The following is a 23,064-nucleotide window of genomic DNA, read 5'->3' on the forward strand; positions in this document are numbered from 1 at the left end:
TACTGCATGCACCGAATTTAAAATCATCAATATCTTACAAATTATTGACCACCACCACCATCTTCTGATTCAACTTGTCCATCTTCTGTTCCAACTGTCTCAATAGAGATATCTTCTGTATCGTTAATATTATCTGCAGTACAAGATGCAAGGTTTGCCGTGATAAATAGGGTCATAAGTAGGTATAAAAAAGTTCTCATAATATTTAATTTTTTTAAGATTTAACATGGGGATTGCTGCCTGGTTCTACACCAGGGATTTGGGATAGCAATCAAATAGTGCGGGAATATTCCCTCGTTTTTTCGGAAAGTTGAAATCCGGTGCGGTAGTGTTTAGCCACTTTCCTTTTGAGCTTTTACCATCGCGCTACGGATTTCCGTAACATCTAAATCCATACATTTACTATGTTAGCAAAATGAAACTGGAACTAATTGTTGAAGCGAATTTATAAAGACCCCAAGTCTATATCCGTAAACAATTCCAAGGATTCCAAAGATTCCATTGAAATCCTAAAGATTCCAATAACCTATGCCTATGAGAACAAAAACAAGTGTGACGTACAAGAATGAGATTCTTGAAAAGTACAAAAGGGAAAAAGGAGGAGAAATGAACTGTTATCTCCAGGAACCCACCCGAAAACAAATTAAAGAAGCCTGCTTATGGCTGTTAAACCGTAGAAAAGAGAAGTATGATGAAAGTATTCTAAATCGCTTTTTTCAATTTGAAGAAGGAGAAAATAAAGCATACGCTATCGAACGTGTTCACGGTGACAAATTTAAACCCATTATCAATTTTTTAACAGGAGAAACAAAATCAACCACTCCTGCTAATCTAGAGTTAATCGCATGGCTTATCGATTTTAAGCCAAGACCATTATCTATGTATTTAAAATCAAATACCGAGAATGAAGTAACATTACGTGAATCGTTTCAGAAAAAAGAAAATGCCTACTACCTTAAAAATGAAAACCAAGTTGTAGATATTATTCCTGAGACCAAAGTGATCGAAAAAACAGATAAGAGTATTACCATTATCTCTCAGATCAATCCCACGCTTAGGATTACGACTATCGTATCCTTATGATGAGGGATCCCGTAAAAAGACCCGTTAAACTTGTACTAAGTCAAGTCTAGTATAAGTAGAACAAGTCAACAATAACCAGTGTAGTCATAGGGTGTCTGTCAAAATGTAATTGGAAAAACATGATTTTATAATCATTGACAAGGCCCAGACTAGCATTTTTTAACAGAGTTTATTCAAGGAATAGGATCAACTCAACCCTAAGTGTAAGACCCCATAGGTATATACTGAACATGATTCGGTATTCCTGTGGGGTCTTTTTTAATGATGAATATTGGTTATCGACCGTAGTATATACTTTCAATTTAACCAGACCTCACAGGTCTCTGAGACCTGTGAGGCCTAAAATCCTACCAGATGTCTACAAAACTTTTCAAAATAGAGTTTCGCTAATCAAATTTCGCTCTATCTTTGTATACATAGTTTCTGGTCGTAAACAGGCGGTTTTTAGGATTTGAATTATTTTTGATGGAATTTTGATTTTCTTTTTTGACACAGATGCCTTAGCATCAGGTGATAAAAATAAATTGAAATTGCGCAAAAAGAAACAAATCTAATAGTGATCTATTTACGACCAGAAACTAGTAACGAAATTACCTATGATAGCTGTAGAAAAAGCCCTTGAACTCATCAATAATAGCATCAAAAAAACAGATGTTATCACTACAATACCTATATCAAAAGCATCGGGATATGTACTGGCAAAAGATGTTATGTCTCCCATCAATATGCCGCCTTTTAGACAATCTGCAATGGATGGATATGCATTGGGATCTGTCGAAGAGAAAAAATTTGACCTAATCGGCGAAGTAAAAGCCGGCGACGATACCGATCCTAATCTCGAGCAAGGTAAAGCGATTAGAATTTTTACCGGTGCCCCAGTACCATCAGGAGCAAAGGCTGTTATCATGCAAGAAAAGGTAGACATACAAAATAACCAGGTACTATTACAAGAGACTGTACTGCCTAATGCCAATATTCGCCCTCTTGGAGAGCAAATAAAAAAAGGAGATATCGCACTTCCAGAAGGGACTACAATTACTGCTGCCGGTGTAGGATATCTCGCGTCTTTGGGAATTACCCATGTGCAGATCTATCAAAAACCTTCTATAGCAATCATCGCTACAGGAAATGAATTAGTACCACCGGGCCAAACTCTTAAATATGGACAAATCTATGAGAGTAATTCGATCATGCTATCGACTGCTTTGACTAAAGTAGGATTTGATGATATATCGTATTTTAAGGTAGAAGATGAATATGATATTACTCTTGCTCTTTTAGAAAATACAATAGCTCACTATGATGCGGTTTTAATTTCTGGTGGAATATCGGTTGGGGATTATGATTTTGTAGGTAAAGCACTAAGAGCACTAGATGTTGATGAAATTTTTTATAAAGTAAAGCAAAAGCCAGGAAAGCCGCTTTATTTTGCCAAAAAACAAGGTACAACCATATTTGCGTTACCCGGCAACCCTGCTTCTTCACTAAGTTGTTTTTATATCTATGTACTACCTGCATTACTCAAAATCTCTGGATATAAAGAATATGGCTTAAAACGAACATCTGCTATTTCTAATCTCAAATACACAAAAAAAGGCCAAAGAGCAGAGTTTTTAAAAGCACATACCGAAGAAAACAAAGTAACCATCCTTGACGGACAGGCATCTTCTATGTTACGATCTTTTGCCCAGTCCAATGCCTTGGTTTATCTTCCCGAAAACGTAACAGAAGTTAATATTGGTGATACGGTACAGGTGATCAATTTGCCATAAAATCCTCGAGTATATAAGGTAATTAGAATTAGACCTCACAGGTCTTAGAGACCTGTGAGGTCTGGTTAAGCTTATACCATTTTTGATCTAAAAAATCTTTTAAAAGAAAAACATCTCTAAAAAAATCGTTGTATCTTTGAAAACCTAACGGTTTTATGATATGGATTACGTAATAAAAAGTAGAATTTGGATAGAATCTGAGCACGGTGTGTTTTTGGGTGAAGGAAGAGTAAAGTTATTAAAAGCGATCGCACAAACAGGTTCATTAAGCAAAGCTGCCAGTGCGTTAGAAATGTCATATAAAAAAGCCTGGAACTTATTAGACAGCATGAACAAATCTACCAAAGAACCTTTGGTGATTACTTCTACTGGTGGTAAAGGCGGTGGTGGTGCAAATCTTACTCCGTATGGTAAGAAAGTTATTGAAACATTTGATCACATTAATCAAAAATGCTGGGAGTTTCTGGATAAAGAGCTAAAACAAATCTCACTATAACCATTTTAATATTTATATGAATGATCCAAGAAACATAACAGGAATTATTCTTGCCGGAGGAAAGAGCTCTAGAATGGGAAGAGAGAAAGGATTAATTCTACTCGACGGTAAACCTTTTATTCAACATAGTATTGATGCATTGCGTCCATTGGTTAATACCATACTTATCGTTAGTAGTAATTCTGATTATGATGGTTTTGGAGTCAACAGAGTTGAAGATATTATAGTTGAATCTGGGCCATTAGCAGGGTTGCACTCTGGATTAATGCATAGTAAAACAGAACATAATTTGGTTATTAGCTGTGATGTTCCTTTAGTGACAACCGAATTTTTAAAAAAACTGCTATCCTATAAAAAAGAAGATTACGATATCGTTCAATTTGAAGCTAATGGAAAAAGTATTCCACTAATCGCATTATATAAAAAACGATGTGCAGATCGATGTCAGGAATTACTAACGAATGGAGAGCGACGTTTACGTAAACTCGTTTCAGCAGTAAAAACAAAAACCATTACCGTACTTGAAAAAGAGCGTCTTTTGGTAACCAATATGAATACCGTTGAGGATTTAAAAACAATTACAAATGCAATTGACCATTAAATATTTTGGTATGCTGGCCGAGGCCACAACAACTAATGAAGAATACTTACAAACCGAGGTTTGTTCGGTTTCTCAATTAGTAAAAAAGCTAAAAAATCAATACCCAAAATTAGATAATACTGATTTTAAAGTGGCTATTGATCAACAATTAGTTGACCAAAGTCATATTATTAACTCAGAAGTAGAAGTAGCTTTGTTGCCGCCATTCGCTGGTGGATAATTTAATTATTCAAAATATAGATCATGAATTCGTTTAATCCCAGATATCATAGACAAATCATCTTACCCGAGATCGGTACTGCTGGTCAGGAAAAACTAGATACTGCTAAAGTATTAGTTATCGGTGCGGGTGGACTGGGGTGTCCTGTATTACAATATCTTACAGCGGCAGGAGTAGGCACAATTGGTATTGTTGATTTTGATACTGTAGATATCTCTAACTTACACCGCCAGATTTTATATGGCACCGATTCTTTGGGAACAAATAAGGCCGTAGCAGCAAAACAGCGCCTTATAGACCTTAACCCTACAGTAACTATTAATACATATACAGCAAAATTAACTCCAAAAAATGCCATATCTCTTTTTTCTGAGTATGATATTATTGTTGATGGGACTGATAATTTCTCTACCCGATACTTAGTTAATGATGCTTGTATTATCACCGATAAACCGCTGGTATACGGAGCTATTTTTAAGTATGAAGGGCAAGTATCTGTATTTAATTATCAAAATGGTCCTTCTTATCGATGTTTATTCCCCGAACCTCCAAAAGCAGGAAGCGTTCCTTCTTGCTCAGAGATAGGTGTTCTGGGAGTATTACCGGGTATTATTGGTAGTATGCAAGCCAACGAGGTTCTTAAAATTATTTTAGACCTGGGTGATGTGCTTAACGGAAAACTGTTAATGTACAATTGCTTAACTACACAATTCTCATCTTTTACTATTAACCGAGTTGCAGCAGAAGTATCTAAAGTACTTGATTCTGCAAATCGATTTGAAACTAATGATTATGACTTTTTTTGTGGTGTGAAGCAAATTTCAGAAATCACTGCCCAGGAAGCTTTTTTAGTAAAAAATGCCCAATTTATAGATGTTCGTGAGACTCATGAACAACCAAAAATTGAATATTTGAACCCTATTTATATCCCATTGGATAGTCTTAAACAAAAATCAGATACTATCTCTAAAGAAAAAGAAACGATAGTTTTTTGTCAATCCGGTATTCGAAGTAAAAGAGCTTTAGACATCTTACTTCAAAATGGATTCGAAAACATATCTCATATAAAAGGAGGAGCTATTGCTTTACATGAAATTATACCAGACCTCACAGGTTCTGAAAATCTATAAGGTCTAAAGACACTTGGATTAAAAAAATCTAAAAAATAACTATGGAAAAAAAGAAACCAAAAAATGTATTTGTGCAAGGTGCTATTTCCTCAGAATTTATAGGAACATCTATTGCAAAGCATCAAACTAAAACCAGTATAGGAGCCCATAACATATTTCTGGGACAGGTTCGTGCAGATGAAATTGATGGTAAGAGGGTTACGGCTATTGACTATACTGCTTATGAAGAAATGGCAAATCAAAAATTTCATGAAATACGAGAAGCCGCTTTTGAAAAATTTGACCTCACTTGTATGCATATTTACCATAGTTTAGGAACGGTAAACGCTGGAGAGATTTGTCTTTTTGTGTTTGTGTCTTCCCCGAGAAGAAAAGTAGTTTTTAAAGCTCTGGAATATGTAGTTGAAGCTATTAAAGCAGATGTTCCCGTTTTTGGAAAAGAGATTTTTGAAGATCAAACACATCAATGGAAACAAAATAGTTAAAACTTCAAAAGATAAAAACACAAATTTCAAAATTAAACTTTGGTTCTTGTTTTTTGAAATTTGGTATTTGAGATTTTAAATTTATTATTAAAAAAACATGGTAGACATCACTCATAAAACATCTACGCTGAGAATTGCAACAGCTCAGGCAATTGTAAAGGTTAGTAAATCCGAAACTATAGAGGCTATAGAACAAGGTACTGTTCCAAAGGGAGACGTATTTGCAATGAGTAAGGCAGCAGGGTTGCTTGGTGTAAAAAAGACTCCGGATTTACTTCCGGATTGCCATCCATTACCAATTGAATATACTGGAATTGAGTATACCATTGATGGATTAGAAATCACAGTTTTGGTTACTATAAAAACGATTTATAAAACCGGTGTAGAGGTAGAAGCTATGCATGGAGCAAGTATTGTAGCTCTAAATATGTATGATATGCTAAAACCTATTGATAAAGGTGTCGAGATTCATCATATCAAATTACTCAATAAAAAAGGAGGAAAATCTGATTATAAAGATAAATTTAGAAGAGATCTTAAGGCTGCTGTTATTGTTTGTTCTGATACTATTTCTGAAGGAAAGAAAGAGGACAAAGCTGGTAAAGCTATCATCGCAAAACTAGAACAATGTGAAGTTGATATTTTAGATTATGTAATCATCCCCGATGAGGCCGAAATCATACAGGAAAATGCAAAACAATATCAACAACAAGGAGCAGATCTTATTATTTATACCGGAGGTACCGGTCTCTCTAAACGAGATGTCACCCCAGATGCTTTACGACCGCTTTTAGACCGAACTATTCCCGGTATCGAAGAGGCTGTACGTAAATATGGACAAGATCGTATGCCCTACTCTATGCTATCTAGAAGTGTAGCAGGAACAATTAAAAACGCCCTGGTATTAGCATTACCAGGTTCTACTAATGGAGCAAAAGAGTCTATGGATGCTATTTTTCCTGAAGTATTACATGTGTTTAGAATTTTAAAAGGAGCGAGACATGACTAAGTCAAACATACTTACCGATACCTTTGGCAGAAAACACAATTACCTGCGTATTTCGCTCACCGAGCGATGTAATCTTCGATGTACCTATTGCATGCCTGCAGATGGTATTCAATTATCTCCCAAAGATCATCTTATGACCTATGAGGAAATTTATACCATCGCCAAAGAATTTGTAAGTATGGGTGTTACCAAAATTCGGTTAACAGGAGGGGAACCCTTGATACGCAAAGATGCTGCTCTTATTATGGAAAAACTCTCCTCACTTCCTGTTCAATTAACATTAACTACCAATGGCGTGATCGTGGATAAATTTATAGATCACTTCAAAAAATGTGGTATTAAAACTCTTAATGTTAGCCTGGATTCTCTCGATACTCAAAAAAATAAAGAAATTACCCGTAGATCATATTTCGAAAAAGTATATCAGAATATCATTTTATTAGTTAAAGAAGGTTTTGTGGTAAAAGTGAATTGTGTTTTGATGAAAGGTTTTAATGATGATGAAGTTATTGATTTTATTAATTTAAGTAAAAACCTACCTGTACATGTTCGATTTATCGAGTTTATGCCTTTTGATGGAAATCAATGGAATATGAATAGACTGGTTTCTTTACAAGAGATTCTTTCTAAAGTACATTCTAATTTTGAAAAGAATGATATTGTAAAACTCCAAGATGCCCCTAATGACACTACAAAAAGTTATCAGATAAAAGGATATCAAGGCACTTTTGCTATCATAAGCTCTGTGACCAATCCATTTTGTGATGGTTGTAATAGAATACGTCTAACTGCAAACGGGCAGATAAAAAACTGTTTATTCTCTTCAAAAGAATCAGATATTTTGACCACGTTAAGAGCGGGAAAATCAATAATCCCTATCATCCAAAAGGCAGTACACACCAAATTTAAAGTACGTAGCGGGATGGATACACTGGATAAATTTAACCAATCAGATATACATTCTAATAATCGTAGCATGATTGCCATTGGAGGTTAATCTAAAATATTTTCGACTATAATGAAGGTAAATATGAAACAATTATTATTACTAATTCTCATATTAATATTAAATTCTTGTAAAGCTCAAGAATCAATTATTGTGGAAAAGAATAAAATTGATTGGAAGGATTACCCAATTCTTTTTCAGGATAAAGAGAAAACCAAATTCATTGAAAAATTTCATTTTCTCAAAAATATCGAGATGTTTGAAATTACATACCTAAGTGATGGTTTAAGGATTCAATCTTTTGCTGCAATTCCTATAAAAGAAGGAAAATATCCAGTAATTATATATAATCGGGGTGGTAATAGAGATTTCGGAGCATTACAACTTTTTAAAGGAAAAGCAAAACGTCCAGTCGCCTACTATTTTTCAAAATTAGCAAACGAAGGCTATGTGGTAATTGGTTGTAATTATAGGGGTTGTGGAAAAAGTGAAGGAAATGATGAATTTGGAGGGCAAGATGTTAATGATGTCATCAATCTAATTCAAGTCGTAAAAGAAATCCCCGAAGCAGATACCGAAAAGATAGGAATGTATGGCTGGAGTAGAGGAGGAATGATGACTTACCTAGCATTGCCAAAAACAAATCAAATTAAGGCAGCAGTTGTTGGGGGAGCACCTTCGGATATGACAATAATTGATAGGCCGAATATGGAAACAAACGTATATTCAGAATTAATTCCAGATTACTGGGATAATAAAGAAGAAGAGCTAAAAAAAAGATCTGCTTATTATTTTGCTAATAAATTCTCAAAAAACATACCAATTTTGCTCTTACATGGAAATTCTGACTGGCGAGTAAAATCTACTAATTCACTTAAACTTGCATTGGAATTTGATAAAAACAGAATCCCATATAGATTAAAAATATTTGAAGGAGGCAGTCATGGCCTTCGAGAATTTAGAAATGATGTTGACAAAGAAGTATTAAGTTGGTTTAATAGATTCTTAAAAAACAATGAACCTGTTCCCAATATGGAATTGCATAGAAATTGAATATGGTCGAGAAAATGTGTAATATTCTACTAAAAAAAGCTATTCCTTATATACACTATTAGACCAACATCATGACGGATATCATAGTTATTTTATGCTATCTGATTTATTTTTAGAACTATAAATCTTTTACACATGAAAAACATCCTTCTTCCCACCGACTTTTCAGACAATGCCAGAAATGCAATACATTATGCTGTAGAGTTTTTTAAAAATGAACTTTGCACTTTTCACCTCTTTAATGTACAGAAAGCATCTCATTATACTACAGATGATTTAATGGCTGCTCCAGCTAATACTACAATACACCAATCGGTAATTAGCGATACTAAAAAGAAACTTAGTCAAATGGTCAAAGAACTAACCGACCAATATCCAAATCAAAACTATACATTTAATACCATTACCGACTATGATGTCTTTATAGATGCTATACGACAAGTGGTTAAATCTAAGAATATCGATATAATCATTATGGGAACAAATGGTGCTACAGGAGCATCAGAGGTGGTTTTTGGCAGTAATACACTTAATGTTATTCGCAAAATAGACTGCCCTATAATAGCCATTCCTCAAGGGCATAAATTTAAAGATCCAAAAACCATTTTATATGCTATAGACTACTGGGATCATTTTAACACAGAAGGTATCGAGCCTTTAATGGATACTATTATAAAACATAAATCTTCTTTACGGGTTCTTAAAATCAAAGAAGATGATACTATTACTGTAGCCGATTTTGATGACAAAAAACATATGAAGGAGTTTTTTAAAGAAATAAATCATACATTTCACTCTATTATTAATGTACCAACTGCTTTAGCTATTAATAGTTTTGTGCAAATCATGGATATTGATATGACGGCTATGTTTATCAAAAGAGAAACATTTTTAGATCGATTTTTTAAGGGGTCAGAAACCTCTAAAATAAGTTATGGAACAAGAGTGCCTCTTTTAATTATGCACAGCCAATAAATCTTATAAAACTCATACAATAAAATGTTATTATATATTGCTACTACGCTTTATATCCTGCTGGGAATTTTTATTGTTATACGACTGCTTTTAAATGGAATGCGGCCTACTAAAACATTGGCTTGGCTTCTTACTATTTTTACGATTCCTGTTGGTGGCATCTTTTTGTACTTAATGCTTGGTAGAAATCGTAGAAAAAATAAATTATTCCGATTAAAACATACACCAAAAGTAACTTCATACATCGCAAAAGCATTGGATCAATATTCTTCAATAACAGAAGAAGAATATGCAGAACACCACAAAATCATTTCTCTAATTACCAAAAACTCCTACTTTGCTCCCTGTACAGGAAATAACGTGAAATTGCTTAAAAATGGTGAAGCTACTTTTCAAGCCATATTTGACGCTTTAGAGAACGCAGAGCATTTTATTCATTTAGAATATTACATTTTTGAAGAAGGTAAATTAACATCTGATCTTTTCGAGCTTTTTCAGAAAAAAGTAAAAAACGGAGTAAAAGTACGTGTATTATACGATGGTATAGGTAGTATGTCTTTGAGTAAAAAGTATATCAAAAAACTACAAAACATAGGAGTCGAAATCCATAAATTCTTGCCTATAAAATTTGGTAAATTTTTATCATCGATAAACTATAGAAACCATCGTAAGATCATAGTAATAGACGGTAAGATTGCATTTACAGGAGGTATCAACGTATCTGATAAATACGTAAAAGGTGATGCTAACCTAGGGGTTTGGCATGATATGCATTTACAACTCAATGGTCCCGTTGTTCATAGTCTTCAGGCCATTTTTGCAATGGATTGGTATATGATAAGTGCTAATGATGAAGTTCTGGACACTTCATATTTTCATACCTATAAAAAGACAGAAGGTTCTACAGCCCAAATCGTACATAGTGGCCCGGATTCTGATTTTTCGGCAACCCAACAGATGTATTTTTCTATAATTAATGAAGCCAAAGACTATATCTATATTACAAACCCCTATATTATCCCTGGAGAATCCATTCTGGATGCATTAAAAGTAGCCTCAATGAGTGGAATTGATGTAAGAGTGCTACTTTCAGAAAAATCGGATAACGTTATAGTCAAATGGTGTATTCGTTCTTATTTTGAAGATCTGCTACAGGCGGGAGTAAAAATACACCTGTTCTCTGAAGGTTTTATACACAGTAAAACCATTGTCGCCGACAGTACCATATCGTCTGTAGGAACAACTAACCTGGATGTTAGAAGTTTTGAACAAAACTATGAGGTAAATGCAGTAATCTACGACGATAATTTTGCTATAGAATTAAGAGATGATTTTTTGAGAGACATTAAAAATAGTAAACAATTAGATTTTAACACTTTTATACAACGCCCCTGGAGTGAAAAATTAAAAGAAGGTTTTGCCAAAATCTTTAGTCCGGTTTTGTAAATTTATTGATGAAAATGAAAGCATTTAAAAACATAGGGATAGTACTCTCTGGCGGAGGATTTAAAGGTGTTGCGCACATAGGAGTTATACACGCCCTTGAGGAAGCCGGAATAACCGTTGATTTTGTTTCGGGTGCCAGTGCAGGAGCTATTGTAGGATCACTATATGCTGGGGGTTATGCTCCAGAGGAAATAAAAAATTTCTTTACCAAAACCCCTTTATTCAAATTAAATCGGTTCTCCCGAAAAAAAGCTGGGTTTTTAGATTCTGAAAAATTTTATAATGACTTGCTTACGTATTTCCCCGAAAACTCCTTTGAATCCTTACATAAAAAACTATTTGTTACAGCAACCAATCTTATAGAAGGAACAACAAAAGTATTTAATACAGGAGAGTTGATAAAACCTTTATTGGCATCTGCTGCATTTCCCGGTGTTTTTACTCCGGTAACCATTAATAATGAATTATATGCAGATGGTGGAATTTTGGATAATTTCCCGGTATCACCGCTCAAAAAACATTGTGACCTGATTATTGGTGTAGATGTATCTCCGATTAGGAAACCAAAAATTTCTGATTTTAAGCATTCATATAACGTTATGCAACGCGCTTATTACCTTAGAGCTATGCCAAATGCCGAAGTTAAGTTTAATCTATGCGATATTATAATTCAACCTAAGAAATTGGTTAATCATGGTATTTTTAGCAGTAGTAGTTTGGATAAAATATATGATCTTGGATATCAGGAAGCAAAATTACAATTAGGATTATTCCTAAAAAACCTAGAAGGATGATTAAAGAAATAAAAAATAAATATGGTCACCTTTTTGAAGACGAATTGCTCGAAGAAATTAATCAGGTAGGAACTTTTAAAGAAATCCCCGAAGGCTTTGAACTCATCAAACCCGGAAGCTATATTAAATTTATGCCTTTGATCATTAGTGGTGCTATAAAAGTGCTTAGAGGAGATAATGATGGCGACGAATTATTATTATATTTTTTAGAACAAGGAGATACCTGTGCAATGACATTATCTTGCTGCCTGGGGCATCATAAAAGTGAGATTAAAGCCATTGCTGAGACAGATACCAAATTAGTAATGATTCCTATCGAAAAAATGGAAGAATGGACAACAAAATACAAATCCTGGAGAGGTTTTGTTTTTAGTAGTTATCATAAACGATTAGTAGAAACCATTGAAACCATAGACAGTATTGCTTTTCTAAATATGGATGATCGTTTATTAAAGCACCTTAAGGACAAAACCAAAATCAGTCATACCAACATTATCAATACTACACATCAGCAAATTGCATATGATCTTCATACGTCTAGAGTTGTAATCTCCCGATTGCTTAAAAAACTTGAGAAAAAAGGTGTTGTTAAACTTAACAGAAACAATATCGAAGTATTAGAAATGTAAACTGTTGATATTCTTAGTAAAGAATACCCTTTAAACAAGCTTTGTAACAATTGTTAATGTATTGCAATAATAATTGTATTATTTTTCAAACTGTACATAGTATAAACATTTAGTTATGTCTGACTCTGATAAGTATTAAATAAAAACAACTAAAATATTCCTATAATTTCGGTTTCTTTGTGATTAACACAAAAGTTAAACCTGCGTAATCGCAAAATATTATTTATGCAACGACTATTATCTGTTTTATCTACACCATTGATTAAAATTTTAATGCTCATTACTATTGGGCAAAACGCTTATTCACAAGGAGAAAAAGATATACTATTAGCTTCTCAATACTACAAAAAGGCAGATTCATTACTCACCGAAGAAGTTTACAAAAACTCTATCGATTTTTTTGAAAAATCTCTTTTACTATATCAAAAAAACAAGGATTGGGAAAAGGCAGCAAATTGCTTTAACAAAATATCTAGTATACAAAACAAGATTTCTAATTTCACAAAATCTCTTGAGAATGCTAATAATGCTTTAGAAATTTGTGAGAAACATTTACAAGATAATAGTGAAGAAAAGGCAAATGCTTTTGATAATATAGGTCATTATCATGAAAATAATTCTCCTGCTTTTCAAAAAGCGTTAGATTATTTTCAAAAAGCATTAGAAATTCGTTTAAAAATCTCTCCAAAAGATCCTAAAAACATTGCTTTATCTTATGATAATATTGGGGTACTATACCACAGGCAAGGAGGGATTCCTATGGCTATAAAAAACTACGATAGAGCATTAGAAATCAGACTTAAAAATTATGGAGAAAACCACCCGATAACTTCAAAATCTTATATTAAAATTGGGATGCTAAATAGAATTCAAGGCAAAAACCAAGAAGCAATATCTAACTTTAATAAAGCACTAGATATTTTAATTCAAAAATATGGCGAAGATCACATAAAAATAGCTAATCTACATTCGCGTATTGCAGGCTCATACACGTTTCTATCAGCCTACGAAAAGGCAGAATTTCACATAAAAAAAGCATTAGAAATAAGAACAAATAGTAATAGTGAGGATCGTAAATCATTAGCAAGTCTTTATTATAAATTAGGAATGCTTTATATAGATACGGATAGATTTAAATTATCCGAAAAAAAATATCAAAAGGCATTAGAGATATATACCGAATTATATGGGGATCAAAATATTCATGTTGCTAATGCATATTATGGTTTAGGAAGTCTTTATGGTATCATGGGGTTTTATGATAGAAAATTGGACTATTTACAAAAATCGTTAAAGATATATCTAAAAAAAGCTAAAAATCATTCTGCTTTAAGTAACATTTATCATAATATGGGTAATACTTATGTTGATAAAGGAGCTTATGAAAAGGCGTTGCAGTTTTATAAAAAATCTATAGACATCTCTATTAAAACTGTCGGAAAAGAACATTATCTGGTTTCATATGGATATAGTGGTATGGCATCAGTGTATCAAAATCAAAACAATTATGACCTTGCACTTGAGTATAATAATAAATCGCTAAAAATTAGAATAAGTAATTTTGGGGAAGATCATCCTATCGTTGCTACATCTTATAATAAAATTGGAGATGTTTTTTTAAAAAAGGAACAATATGACAATGCATTACATTACTATAAAGCTGCCTTAAATGTATATAAGAAAACATTTAATACAGATTATCTTGAAACGGCTAAATCTCTAGCAAAAATAGGGGTGTTAAAACAAGAAAAAAAACAATTTGATGAAGCATTGCATTATTTTAATGAATCCTTAGAAATGTATAAAAGATTATACGTAGAAAATAATGGGGTTATAGCAGATATATATAATCATATAGCAAAAACATATTCTTATTCTGAAAAATACCAAGATGCATTACAAAACTACGACAATGCTCAAAAAGCAAATAACAAATATAAAATCGGTGAAATTAAAAACAACAATACATCATCTTATAATAATTATATAGACCCTAATATTTCATTAACCACCTTAAAAGGAAAAGCAAAGATTTATAAAGATTTATATCAACAGAATAATGATCTCAATGATCTAATTCATGCCATTAATATTTATCTAAAAATAGATCCCTTAATCAATACTATTAGGCAAACTTTTACAGGTCATCACGACAAGGTGAATTTTGCTCGAATTACAAAAGAAATTTACCATGAAGCAATAGAATGTCATATGTTGTTATATGCAGCAAAAAAAGACCCAAAATCGTTGGAAAAAGCTTTTTATTACGCCGAAAAAAGTAAAGCCAATATTCTAAAAGAACTACTCACTAATACAAACGCAAAAAAGTTTACTGGATTACCCGAAGAAATTTTAGTTTTAGAAAAAAAATTAAGGATTGATTATGCTTTTTATCAATCTAAAATCAAACAAGAATTCTCTAATCAGAAAATAGACACTTCTAAAATTGCTTTTTACGAAAACAACCTTTTTGATATTAACCAACGACAAGATTCTTTAAACTTAGTTATAGAAAAAAAATATTCAAAATATTATCAATTTAAACATAAAAATACTATTGTATCAATACCACAAATCCAAGAACAACTAAATGAAAATAGTACTCTATTGGAGTTTTTTACATCAGATAGTAATACCTATGCTTTTACAATTAACAAAAACACTATTACGGTACAAAAATTAATTACACCAAAACTTATTGACAAAATAGAACGTTTTAGGAACAGTATTATATCTAAAGATATACATGAATATAAAACAATAGGAAATAATTTATATAATCAATTGATCACTCCTGTTATCGATCAATTAATCGGAGATGAATTGATAATTATTCCTGATGGTCCTCTATGGCAACTTGATTTTGAACTCCTACTCACTAAAAAAGAGAGTTCTAATAACCCTTCCTTATTACCCTATATGTTGCGAGACTATATAACCACTTATACAAACTCTGCCAATTTATTGTTCACACCCATTACAACAAATGCTCAGCCTGTTACTACAAATTTTCAGTCAAAGCCAAAACAGGAATGCTTAGCATTTTCATTTTCAAATAATACACAAGATACTTTAAAAAATGTTTTAAGTTTAGCCATTCTTAGAGATGCTAGTGATGATCTTCCTGGCACTAGAAAAGAAATCAAAGCAATCTCAAACATTATTGATGGGCAATATTACTTTGGAAAACAAGCTGTAGAGTCTAATTTTAAAAAATATGCAGGACAATATAATATTCTTCATCTAGCTTTACACGGAGATATTGATAACGAAAACCCTAATAATTCCAAACTTTATTTTACGAAAAGTAACGATTCTATAGAAGACGATTTATTATATAGTCATGAATTATTTGCTCTGGATATTCCTGCAGAGCTTACTGTATTGAGTGCCTGTAATACTGGAACTGGAAAAATTGCCAAAGGAGAAGGAATTATGAGTTTAGGAACTGCATTTCAGTATGCAGGAACCGAAAGCTTATTACTTACCCGTTGGGAAGTATCTGATCAAACGACTCCAGAGTTAATGAAATATTTTTATACTCATTTACGATCAGGAATGAACAAAGGAAAAGCACTACAGCAAGCGAAGCTTGATTACCTTTCTACTGGTAATATAAACCGACTAGATCCTTTTTATTGGGGAGGGTTTTATCTCGTAGGAAATTCTGCTCCAGTTTCTTTTCATAATAATTATACTTGGTTATATTGGGTAATAGGATTAGGAGGTTTAATATGGCTACTATTTTTGTTTAGGAAAAAAAATAACAACTAAACAAATTTGGATTGACAACATTTATGAACTCATTTGAAATTTTTGTTTGTCAACAAGAATTTTGGCTTTTGTTCTGTAATAAACATTTTTATGAAAGTATGAGAAATAGAGTCGTAGCCGGGCTATGATAAAAAAACAAAATTAGAGCGCAAAATGTGAAATTAACAGGTAAAAGAAACCCTAAATGAGTTCTACGTTAAATTTATAACTATCTATCCAAATATTAGCTTTTCTATTATATTTTTTTTGCGTTTCGCAACGCAAATATCAACAATCCTTTCTTTTTTCAGAAAAAGTTTAGATAACTTCATTTAATTACTTTGTAACAATTGTTACTGTATTGCAATAATAATTGCCTTATTTTTGAAAAATAAATAATAAATACATAGCTTCTCTTCCTAAAATCAAGAAAAGCTTAAAAATAGAATACATGAAGATAGAACAAATATATACAGGATGTCTCGCTCAGGGAGCTTATTATATAGAAAGTAACGGTGAAGTAGCAATTATAGATCCTCTACGAGAAATAAAATCATATATAGAAAAAGCAGATGAAGATAATGCAAAAATCAAGTATATTTTTGAAACTCATTTTCATGCAGATTTTGTAAGTGGTCATGTAACACTAGCCAAAGAAACTGGTGCCGATATTATATTCGGGCCTAGTGCTAACCCTTCTTTTGAAGTAACAATTGCCAAAGATGGGCAAGAGTTTCGACTAGGAGAGATTACCATAATTGCACTACATACTCCAGGACATACTATGGAGAGTACTACTTATCTTCTTAAAGATACTACAGGTAAAGATCATGCAATTTTTAGCGGAGATACCTTATTTCTTGGTGATGTTGGTCGCCCGGATCTCGCTCAAAAAGCAGCGCATATGACTCAGGAAGAGTTAGCAGCAACACTTTATGACAGTTTACGCACCAAAATCATGCCTCTGGCAGATGATGTTATTGTATATCCTGCACATGGTGCTGGTTCTGCTTGTGGTAAAAACATGATGAAAGAGACAGTAGATACTTTGGGGAATCAAAAGAAAATGAATTATGCACTTAGAGCAGATATGACTAAGGAAGAATTCGTAAAAGAAGTAACCGATGGGTTACTGCCTCCTCCTTTATATTTTCCGCTTAATGTAAAAATGAATAAAGAAGGGTATACTGATATAGACGAGGTAATTCAAAAAGGTACAAGACCATTTTCTCCAAACGATTTTGAAGCTCTCGCCAATGAAACCGGAGCTGTAGTTCTAGATGTAAGACATCAGACCGAATATGTAAAAGGGCATATCCCCCGATCAATATTTATCGGTATCGATGGTGGATTTGCACCCTGGGTTGGAGCCTTAATCGCAGATGTACAACAACCAATTTTATTAGTAACACCAGAAGGAAGAGTAGAAGAAACAATTACTCGGTTATCACGAGTAGGGTTTGATAATACCCTGGGATATCTCGAAGGTGGTTTCGAAGCCTGGAAAAAAGCAAGTAAAGACTATGATACCTTAACTTCAATCTCTGCATTAGAATTTAAAAATGCTATAGAAGAAGAGAACACCCCTGTTTTTGATGTACGTAAAGAAAGTGAATTTACAGCAGAACATATTGATGATGCACATCATACACCATTAGATTTTATTAATGATTATTTAGCTGAATTTCCTACCGATAAAACTTTCTATGTACATTGTGCGGGAGGGTATCGCTCTGTGATTGCAGCATCCATACTAAAAAGTCGTGGTATTCATAACCTTATAGATATAGCCGGAGGTTTTAAAGACATAAAAGAAGTAGGTATTAAAACTACAGATTATGTGTGCCCTTCGACAATAAAATAAAATATAACAGTTTTGTAACTAAGGTTACAGACAACTCGTTTTCAATTTAATTACTTTGCCTAAAAAATTAATATAAATGAATTGGATTTATAATCCTTGGCCGTGGTATGTATCGGGACCACTAATCGCGTTAGTATTATTTTTATTACTAATGGTAGGAAAAAGGTTTGGTATGTCATCTAATCTAAGAACGATATGTACTATCTGTGGAGCAGGAAAAACATCAGATTTTTTTAGATTCGACTGGAAGGCTCAACGATGGAATCTGGTTGTGGTACTTGGTGTAATTATAGGAGGATTCATTGCCAATACTTTTTTATCGGTAGACAATTCTGTGTCTATTGATCCAAAAGTAGTTTCGGACCTTCAATCCAAGGGGTTTAATAGTGCCGGAATGGAATACATGCCCGATATGTTATTTTCTAATGAAGCTTTAACAGATCCTAAAATACTCTTTTTACTCATAATCGGTGGACTATTTGTAGGTTTTGGAGCTAGATATGCTGGCGGGTGTACTTCGGGACATGCTATCTCTGGATTAAGCAACTTGCAAATCCCTTCTCTTATTGCTGTGATTGGATTTTTTATTGGTGGACTAACTATGATACATTTTATTTTTCCTTTAATTTTTTAAACATATGCGTTCAATTATATATTTAGGTATTGGTATTTTCTTCGGAATTGTTTTATTCAAATCTGAAGCAGCATCGTGGTTTAGAATCTATGAAATGTTTCAGTTTGGATCCTTTCATATGTACGGAATCATTGGTTCTGCGGTAGGATTAGGTATTATCATTACTCAAACTATAAAAAGATTTAAAATAAAGTCGTTTTATGGTGACCCTATAACTTTTGCTCCTAAAGACAGAAGTTTCAAAAGATATATATTTGGAGGTACTCTTTTTGGATTGGGATGGGCTCTTGCAGGGGCATGCCCTGGGCCGATGTTTGCTCTTTTGGGAGCTGGCTATTTACCAATTCTAATCGTACTTATCTCTTCTATACTGGGTACTTTACTATACGGAATAGTTAAAAACAAACTACCCCACTAACTCTAGGGTTAATTCGTTTTTACCAGGCTCATTTTGTTGCCAGCAATTAATGTTATAAAAGGTTGTTTCTGCAATAGTAGTAAGTGCTTCTTTGGTAGCAAACGCCTGATGAGGCGTAAGAATTACATTAGGTAAATCAAGAAGTTGTTGTAGTATTTTATCCTTAGGTTTATTTTCAGAATGATCATAAAAAAAGATTCCATTTTCATTTTCATACACATCTGTACCATATCCAGCTATACTTTTTGATGCTAACGCTTGCAATACATCTTGTGTATGCACTAATGCACCCCTTGCAATATTGATAAGTATCGCTTCTTTTTTCATCTGCTGAATTCGATGCATATCTATAAGATGATGCGTCTGGCTATTGAGTGGCGTACATAAAAAGATAATATCGGATTGCTTACATAAATTGTCAAGAGTCGTATATGATACTTTATATTTTTCTTCTAATTTTTTATCTTCATATATATCATGGCCTATGATCTCACAATTAAACCCGTGCATTATTCTGGTAATTATTTTTCCTATTCTACCGGTTCCAATAATACCAACAGTTTTTTTATTGATATCAAAACCTACAAGGTGACTCAACGAAAAATTATATGTACTTACTTGGTGATTAGAAGATATGAGTTTGCGGCTAAGGGCTAACAATAATGCAACAGCGTGTTCTGCTATGGTTTGTGGAGAATATCCGGCTGCATTAGCCACTTTGATCCCTAACTTTTTGGCTGTACTAATGTTAACATTGTCGTATCCTGTAGAACGAAGTGCTATATATTTAACTCCAAAATCTTTTAATCTTTCTAAAACCATAGAAGACCCATCATCTGCAGAGAAAATAGATATAGCATCAAAGCCTAATGCCAGCCCAGCAGTTTTTGGAGTAAGTCGTTCTGGCACATATTTAATTTGATGCTTTTCATTATTTGCCTTTTCCAGAAAAGGAATTTCAAAATCTTTGGCGTTATATATCAATATCTTCATTAGTAAGTTCTTCAATAATTAATAATTGTTGTCCCTTTAATGCCCAAACCAGTACTTTAACATAGTCGGTTACTGCTTTTTTAATATTTTCTGGCTCTGTAATATCTATTGATCCTTTCCATATTAATTCTCTTTCTTTATCTGGGCAAATGCAATACAGTGAAGATTCTGCATGAAAAATTTGATATTCTTCATAATAATCTTCATCATAATATATATCCTGATTTTCATAATAGTCATCTCTAAAACTGTCAAATGTTTTATCCAGATTTCTATATGCTTTTACAACAGTTACTTTATCTTCGACTCCTAATACTTTAGAAAGTAAAATTGCATCGAAGCCATTTTCTATAAGCTGAGACTCAAGAGCCATCATTTCTTTTTCGGTTTTTGGAGAGGTGGTAAAAGAACTCTCAAAATAATCTAAACTTTTTACGGCATTAACACCACTTTTCTTTAGTTCTGTTGCTAATTTCTTTTCGAATACTTTTCGGGCACTTTCATCTGGAGTAATTCCAATAACCAGAACTTTTTGAGCTTCAAATGTATCAATATCAGGGTTTTTCCAGTTTTCGACTAATTCACTAGATGAACAACTGTACAGTAATCCACTAATAATTAAAAGATATATATATAATTTGTTCATATTTTCTTGGTATAGGTTATTAAAATTTATGTAAGGTTTTCGGCTTTATAATTTTATCTAATCGTTCTACTACTATACTGGTATATTCTGGTGCTTTTTCGATAATAGATTCACCAGATATCACATCAACATCTTCTAAGGCTATATTACTACTTCCTACAGTTGATAGGATAATGAGCTTATCTAATTGACTCGGGTGATTTTTAATAAACTTTTTTACATTTCTAGGTGGGCTTCCATACTCCCACGAATTAATAATAACCAAAGCATCCCACTTGTCAATATTTACAGTAAACATCGTATATACATCTATTATCTTAAAATAAACTGCATCATTTTGATAATGCCTAATGATACCCTGAACCAAAGAATCTTTAAATCTGCTTCCTTGTGAAGCTATCAAAACTTTAGTTTCCAGATTAGTATCATTAACTTCAAAAGGGATTACGGTATCCATAGAATAGGTATACTCGTACCACACCCAAAATCCGGCAAAGAGTATCAAAACAGAAAATATTATGATTTTTAGTATACGTTTCATCTACTTAACTCAATAGACGTTTTTGTTTGCCTTCTTTCATTATAGTTTTTATCAAATCAAAAACCTTTCTTTTTGTTTCTTTGTAACTATTTAGGTACTTACTTACTGCCATTGTTAACTCCCAATGATTCTCTTTGTATTGTTTTTCCTCTACAGGTTGATCAACCCCGTCTAACAATATGGTAAGTTCATTATGGTGATTAATTATTTTTTTTAATAATGGGTCGAGACCTTTCCTGCTAAGAGATAGTTCTTGTAATATGTTCTTACTTTTCTCAAAAATTTTTTTTGAAATTAGTTGTACGGTATGGTTTTCTATAAGTTCATCTAAAAAATGCTGTTCATCTTTGATAAATTTAAGTTCTGATACCCAGTTTAAAGAAATTTCATGTAATTCTTCTGGGCTTCGCCATTCTACATATTTTATATTTGGTTGCTTTGCTTTCATGATTTCTATTTTAAGGTCATCATTTTTAGATAAAAAGACAGAGAATAATGTCCCTAAATCTATTCTCTGCCTTTCTTGTATAGATTAATCTATTTCAATTACCTTTTTAGGTTGTTCTTTTGTTTCTTCTTTTTTTAGAAGATTAAGAGTAAGCACTCCATTTTTGTAGACAGCTTTAACCTTTTCATTCTGGTTTACGCTGGTAGGTAACTGTAATTTTCTATCGAACTCGTTATAACTAAATTCTCTACGTGTGTACCCTTTATCCTCTTCTACTTCTTCTTTACTTTTTTGAGCACAAATGTGTAACACATCATCTTCCATAGTCACTTCAATATCTTTCTTTGAAAAACCAGGAACTGCGAGTTCAATTTCAAAATTATCCTTGTTTTCTTTGACATTCATTGCAGGAAGATTTTTGTCTTTTATAAAAAAATCGTCTGCAAAAAAATCATCTGTATCTAACCATGTAGAAACACGGTCATTGATCCAGGGAAATCTGTTTTTGTTAAATTTAATTAATGACATAACGTTAAGGTTTATTAGAGTTATTATTATGCTAAAATTAAGCTGACAACGGGTATATTAAAATGACAATTATCAGTTTATTAGCGTTTTAACCTGTATTTAACGTTACTTCTTTTTCTTTTTTAAAACTCCGCCTGCATACAGAAAAACTTCAGATTTCAATCTGCTGAAATTTTTATAGAAGTCATCAAAAGTACGCCTTACCAGAATATGATTTTTATAGTAAAAATTGTCACAAGAAATAGTATCGCATTCTAGCATACCGCCTAATTCACTCTCATGTGTTCTTATACCTTGACTTATATGTTGTATCTCCTTCTCTATGTCTGTGATTTGCTGTTTAAACCCTTGTAATCGCTCAAAAAGATTCGGAGTAGTAGGTTCAAAAACATAAGAATTTAATAATTGATTGATAAAATGTATTTCACCTTCGATAAATCGAAGACTTGATTTCCATTTTAGGATATCAAAATGGATCTCTTTTAGTTCTTTATCAGAGGTATTATCTGTTGCTGCCATCATTTTTTCTAGGTTTTTAAAGCTTACCAAAAAGGTACTTAACCTCTATAAATTAAAAAGTGATAATTATCAGGTTTTGTA

At 32.8% G+C, this 23,064-nt stretch carries 25 protein-coding genes; 18 read left to right on the top strand and 7 right to left on the bottom strand.

Annotated elements, in window-relative coordinates; genetic code table 11:
* Nucleotides 1-41: 41 nt before the first annotated feature.
* Entirely contained in the window at nucleotides 42-200 is a 159-nt protein-coding gene (locus tag NNH57_RS14495) for a hypothetical protein (protein WP_159099325.1), read from the bottom strand.
* A gap of 334 nt (nucleotides 201-534) precedes the next feature.
* On the opposite strand from NNH57_RS14495, the gene NNH57_RS14500 reads away from it, so the two are divergent.
* The 18 genes from NNH57_RS14500 (at nucleotide 535) to NNH57_RS14585 (ending at nucleotide 19,308) form a co-directional block, all read left to right on the top strand.
* Nucleotides 535-1,083 carry a hypothetical protein gene (locus tag NNH57_RS14500; RefSeq protein WP_132066003.1) on the top strand — a complete coding sequence of 183 codons (549 nt, stop codon included), beginning with the start codon at nucleotides 535-537 and terminating at the stop codon, nucleotides 1,081-1,083.
* Between the two features lie 596 nt (nucleotides 1,084-1,679).
* Nucleotides 1,680-2,855, top strand: coding sequence for a molybdopterin molybdotransferase MoeA (locus NNH57_RS14505; protein ID WP_108809145.1), 1,176 nt, complete (start codon nucleotides 1,680-1,682; stop codon nucleotides 2,853-2,855).
* Between the two features lie 160 nt (nucleotides 2,856-3,015).
* A complete protein-coding gene (locus NNH57_RS14510) occupies nucleotides 3,016-3,351 on the top strand; it encodes a winged helix-turn-helix domain-containing protein (RefSeq protein WP_108809146.1) in 336 nt (111 codons plus the stop codon).
* A 16-nt stretch (nucleotides 3,352-3,367) separates the two neighbouring features.
* On the top strand, nucleotides 3,368-3,952 hold the full coding sequence (gene mobA / locus NNH57_RS14515) for a molybdenum cofactor guanylyltransferase (RefSeq protein ID WP_108809147.1): 585 nt from the start codon (nucleotides 3,368-3,370) through the stop codon (nucleotides 3,950-3,952).
* Nucleotides 3,936-4,172: a MoaD/ThiS family protein gene (locus tag NNH57_RS14520; protein WP_025664319.1), complete on the top strand. Its 237-nt coding sequence runs from the start codon at nucleotides 3,936-3,938 to the stop codon at nucleotides 4,170-4,172. Before mobA ends, NNH57_RS14520 begins: the two co-directional genes overlap by 17 nt.
* Nucleotides 4,173-4,195: 23 nt before the next feature.
* Nucleotides 4,196-5,302, top strand: coding sequence for a HesA/MoeB/ThiF family protein (moeB, locus tag NNH57_RS14525; protein ID WP_108809148.1), 1,107 nt, complete (start codon nucleotides 4,196-4,198; stop codon nucleotides 5,300-5,302).
* 41 nt (nucleotides 5,303-5,343) lie between these two features.
* Nucleotides 5,344-5,787, top strand: a complete 444-nt coding sequence (locus tag NNH57_RS14530) for a molybdenum cofactor biosynthesis protein MoaE (RefSeq protein ID WP_074407117.1) — start codon at nucleotides 5,344-5,346, stop codon at nucleotides 5,785-5,787.
* A 97-nt stretch (nucleotides 5,788-5,884) separates the two neighbouring features.
* The gene (gene moaCB / locus NNH57_RS14535) at nucleotides 5,885-6,796 is read left to right on the top strand and encodes a bifunctional molybdenum cofactor biosynthesis protein MoaC/MoaB (protein WP_108809149.1); all 912 of its coding nucleotides are present in this window, start codon (nucleotides 5,885-5,887) and stop codon (nucleotides 6,794-6,796) included.
* Complete coding sequence (gene moaA, locus NNH57_RS14540) at nucleotides 6,789-7,793, top strand: GTP 3',8-cyclase MoaA (protein ID WP_074407115.1); 1,005 nt, start codon at nucleotides 6,789-6,791, stop codon at nucleotides 7,791-7,793. Before moaCB ends, moaA begins: the two co-directional genes overlap by 8 nt.
* 102 nt (nucleotides 7,794-7,895) lie before the next feature.
* On the top strand, nucleotides 7,896-8,795 hold the full coding sequence (locus tag NNH57_RS14545) for an alpha/beta hydrolase family protein (RefSeq protein WP_159099326.1): 900 nt from the start codon (nucleotides 7,896-7,898) through the stop codon (nucleotides 8,793-8,795).
* A 135-nt stretch (nucleotides 8,796-8,930) separates the two neighbouring features.
* Nucleotides 8,931-9,770 carry a universal stress protein gene (locus NNH57_RS14550; RefSeq protein WP_074407114.1) on the top strand — a complete coding sequence of 280 codons (840 nt, stop codon included), beginning with the start codon at nucleotides 8,931-8,933 and terminating at the stop codon, nucleotides 9,768-9,770.
* Between the two features lie 24 nt (nucleotides 9,771-9,794).
* A complete protein-coding gene (gene cls / locus NNH57_RS14555; protein WP_074407113.1) occupies nucleotides 9,795-11,216 on the top strand; it encodes a cardiolipin synthase in 1,422 nt (473 codons plus the stop codon).
* 14 nt (nucleotides 11,217-11,230) lie between these two features.
* Complete coding sequence (locus NNH57_RS14560; protein WP_074407666.1) at nucleotides 11,231-12,010, top strand: patatin-like phospholipase family protein; 780 nt, start codon at nucleotides 11,231-11,233, stop codon at nucleotides 12,008-12,010.
* Entirely contained in the window at nucleotides 12,007-12,639 is a 633-nt protein-coding gene (locus tag NNH57_RS14565) for a Crp/Fnr family transcriptional regulator (protein ID WP_108809150.1), read from the top strand. Before NNH57_RS14560 ends, NNH57_RS14565 begins: the two co-directional genes overlap by 4 nt.
* A 225-nt stretch (nucleotides 12,640-12,864) precedes the next feature.
* On the top strand, nucleotides 12,865-16,413 hold the full coding sequence (locus NNH57_RS14570; protein WP_082994803.1) for a CHAT domain-containing protein: 3,549 nt from the start codon (nucleotides 12,865-12,867) through the stop codon (nucleotides 16,411-16,413).
* Nucleotides 16,414-16,843: 430 nt separating this feature from the next.
* Nucleotides 16,844-18,256 (top strand): MBL fold metallo-hydrolase, encoded by a 1,413-nt coding sequence (locus NNH57_RS14575; protein WP_108809151.1) that lies wholly within the window; start codon nucleotides 16,844-16,846, stop codon nucleotides 18,254-18,256.
* Nucleotides 18,257-18,332: 76 nt separating this feature from the next.
* Entirely contained in the window at nucleotides 18,333-18,890 is a 558-nt protein-coding gene (locus NNH57_RS14580; RefSeq protein ID WP_074407109.1) for a YeeE/YedE family protein, read from the top strand.
* Between the two features lie 4 nt (nucleotides 18,891-18,894).
* A complete protein-coding gene (locus NNH57_RS14585; protein WP_074407108.1) occupies nucleotides 18,895-19,308 on the top strand; it encodes a DUF6691 family protein in 414 nt (137 codons plus the stop codon).
* Here the strand turns inward: NNH57_RS14585 and NNH57_RS14590 are convergent.
* The 6 genes from NNH57_RS14590 to NNH57_RS14615 form a co-directional block, all read right to left on the bottom strand.
* Nucleotides 19,297-20,301, bottom strand: a complete 1,005-nt coding sequence (locus NNH57_RS14590) for a 2-hydroxyacid dehydrogenase (RefSeq protein WP_108809152.1) — start codon at nucleotides 20,299-20,301, stop codon at nucleotides 19,297-19,299. The genes NNH57_RS14585 and NNH57_RS14590 overlap by 12 nt on opposite strands.
* Nucleotides 20,282-20,947, bottom strand: a complete 666-nt coding sequence (locus tag NNH57_RS14595; protein ID WP_074407106.1) for a hypothetical protein — start codon at nucleotides 20,945-20,947, stop codon at nucleotides 20,282-20,284. Before NNH57_RS14595 ends, NNH57_RS14590 begins: the two co-directional genes overlap by 20 nt.
* Before the next feature lie 19 nt (nucleotides 20,948-20,966).
* Nucleotides 20,967-21,488 carry a hypothetical protein gene (locus NNH57_RS14600; protein ID WP_132066005.1) on the bottom strand — a complete coding sequence of 174 codons (522 nt, stop codon included), beginning with the start codon at nucleotides 21,486-21,488 and terminating at the stop codon, nucleotides 20,967-20,969.
* Between the two features lie 4 nt (nucleotides 21,489-21,492).
* The gene (locus tag NNH57_RS14605) at nucleotides 21,493-21,936 is read right to left on the bottom strand and encodes a hypothetical protein (RefSeq protein ID WP_074407104.1); all 444 of its coding nucleotides are present in this window, start codon (nucleotides 21,934-21,936) and stop codon (nucleotides 21,493-21,495) included.
* 84 nt (nucleotides 21,937-22,020) lie between these two features.
* Complete coding sequence (locus NNH57_RS14610; RefSeq protein WP_074407103.1) at nucleotides 22,021-22,464, bottom strand: Hsp20/alpha crystallin family protein; 444 nt, start codon at nucleotides 22,462-22,464, stop codon at nucleotides 22,021-22,023.
* A 105-nt stretch (nucleotides 22,465-22,569) separates the two neighbouring features.
* The gene (locus NNH57_RS14615) at nucleotides 22,570-22,986 is read right to left on the bottom strand and encodes a hypothetical protein (protein ID WP_074407102.1); all 417 of its coding nucleotides are present in this window, start codon (nucleotides 22,984-22,986) and stop codon (nucleotides 22,570-22,572) included.
* Nucleotides 22,987-23,064 lie beyond the last annotated feature (78 nt).

The organism is Aquimarina spinulae (genome assembly GCF_943373825.1).
In the GTDB taxonomy this organism is placed as follows: Bacteria; Bacteroidota; Bacteroidia; order Flavobacteriales; family Flavobacteriaceae; genus Aquimarina; species Aquimarina spinulae.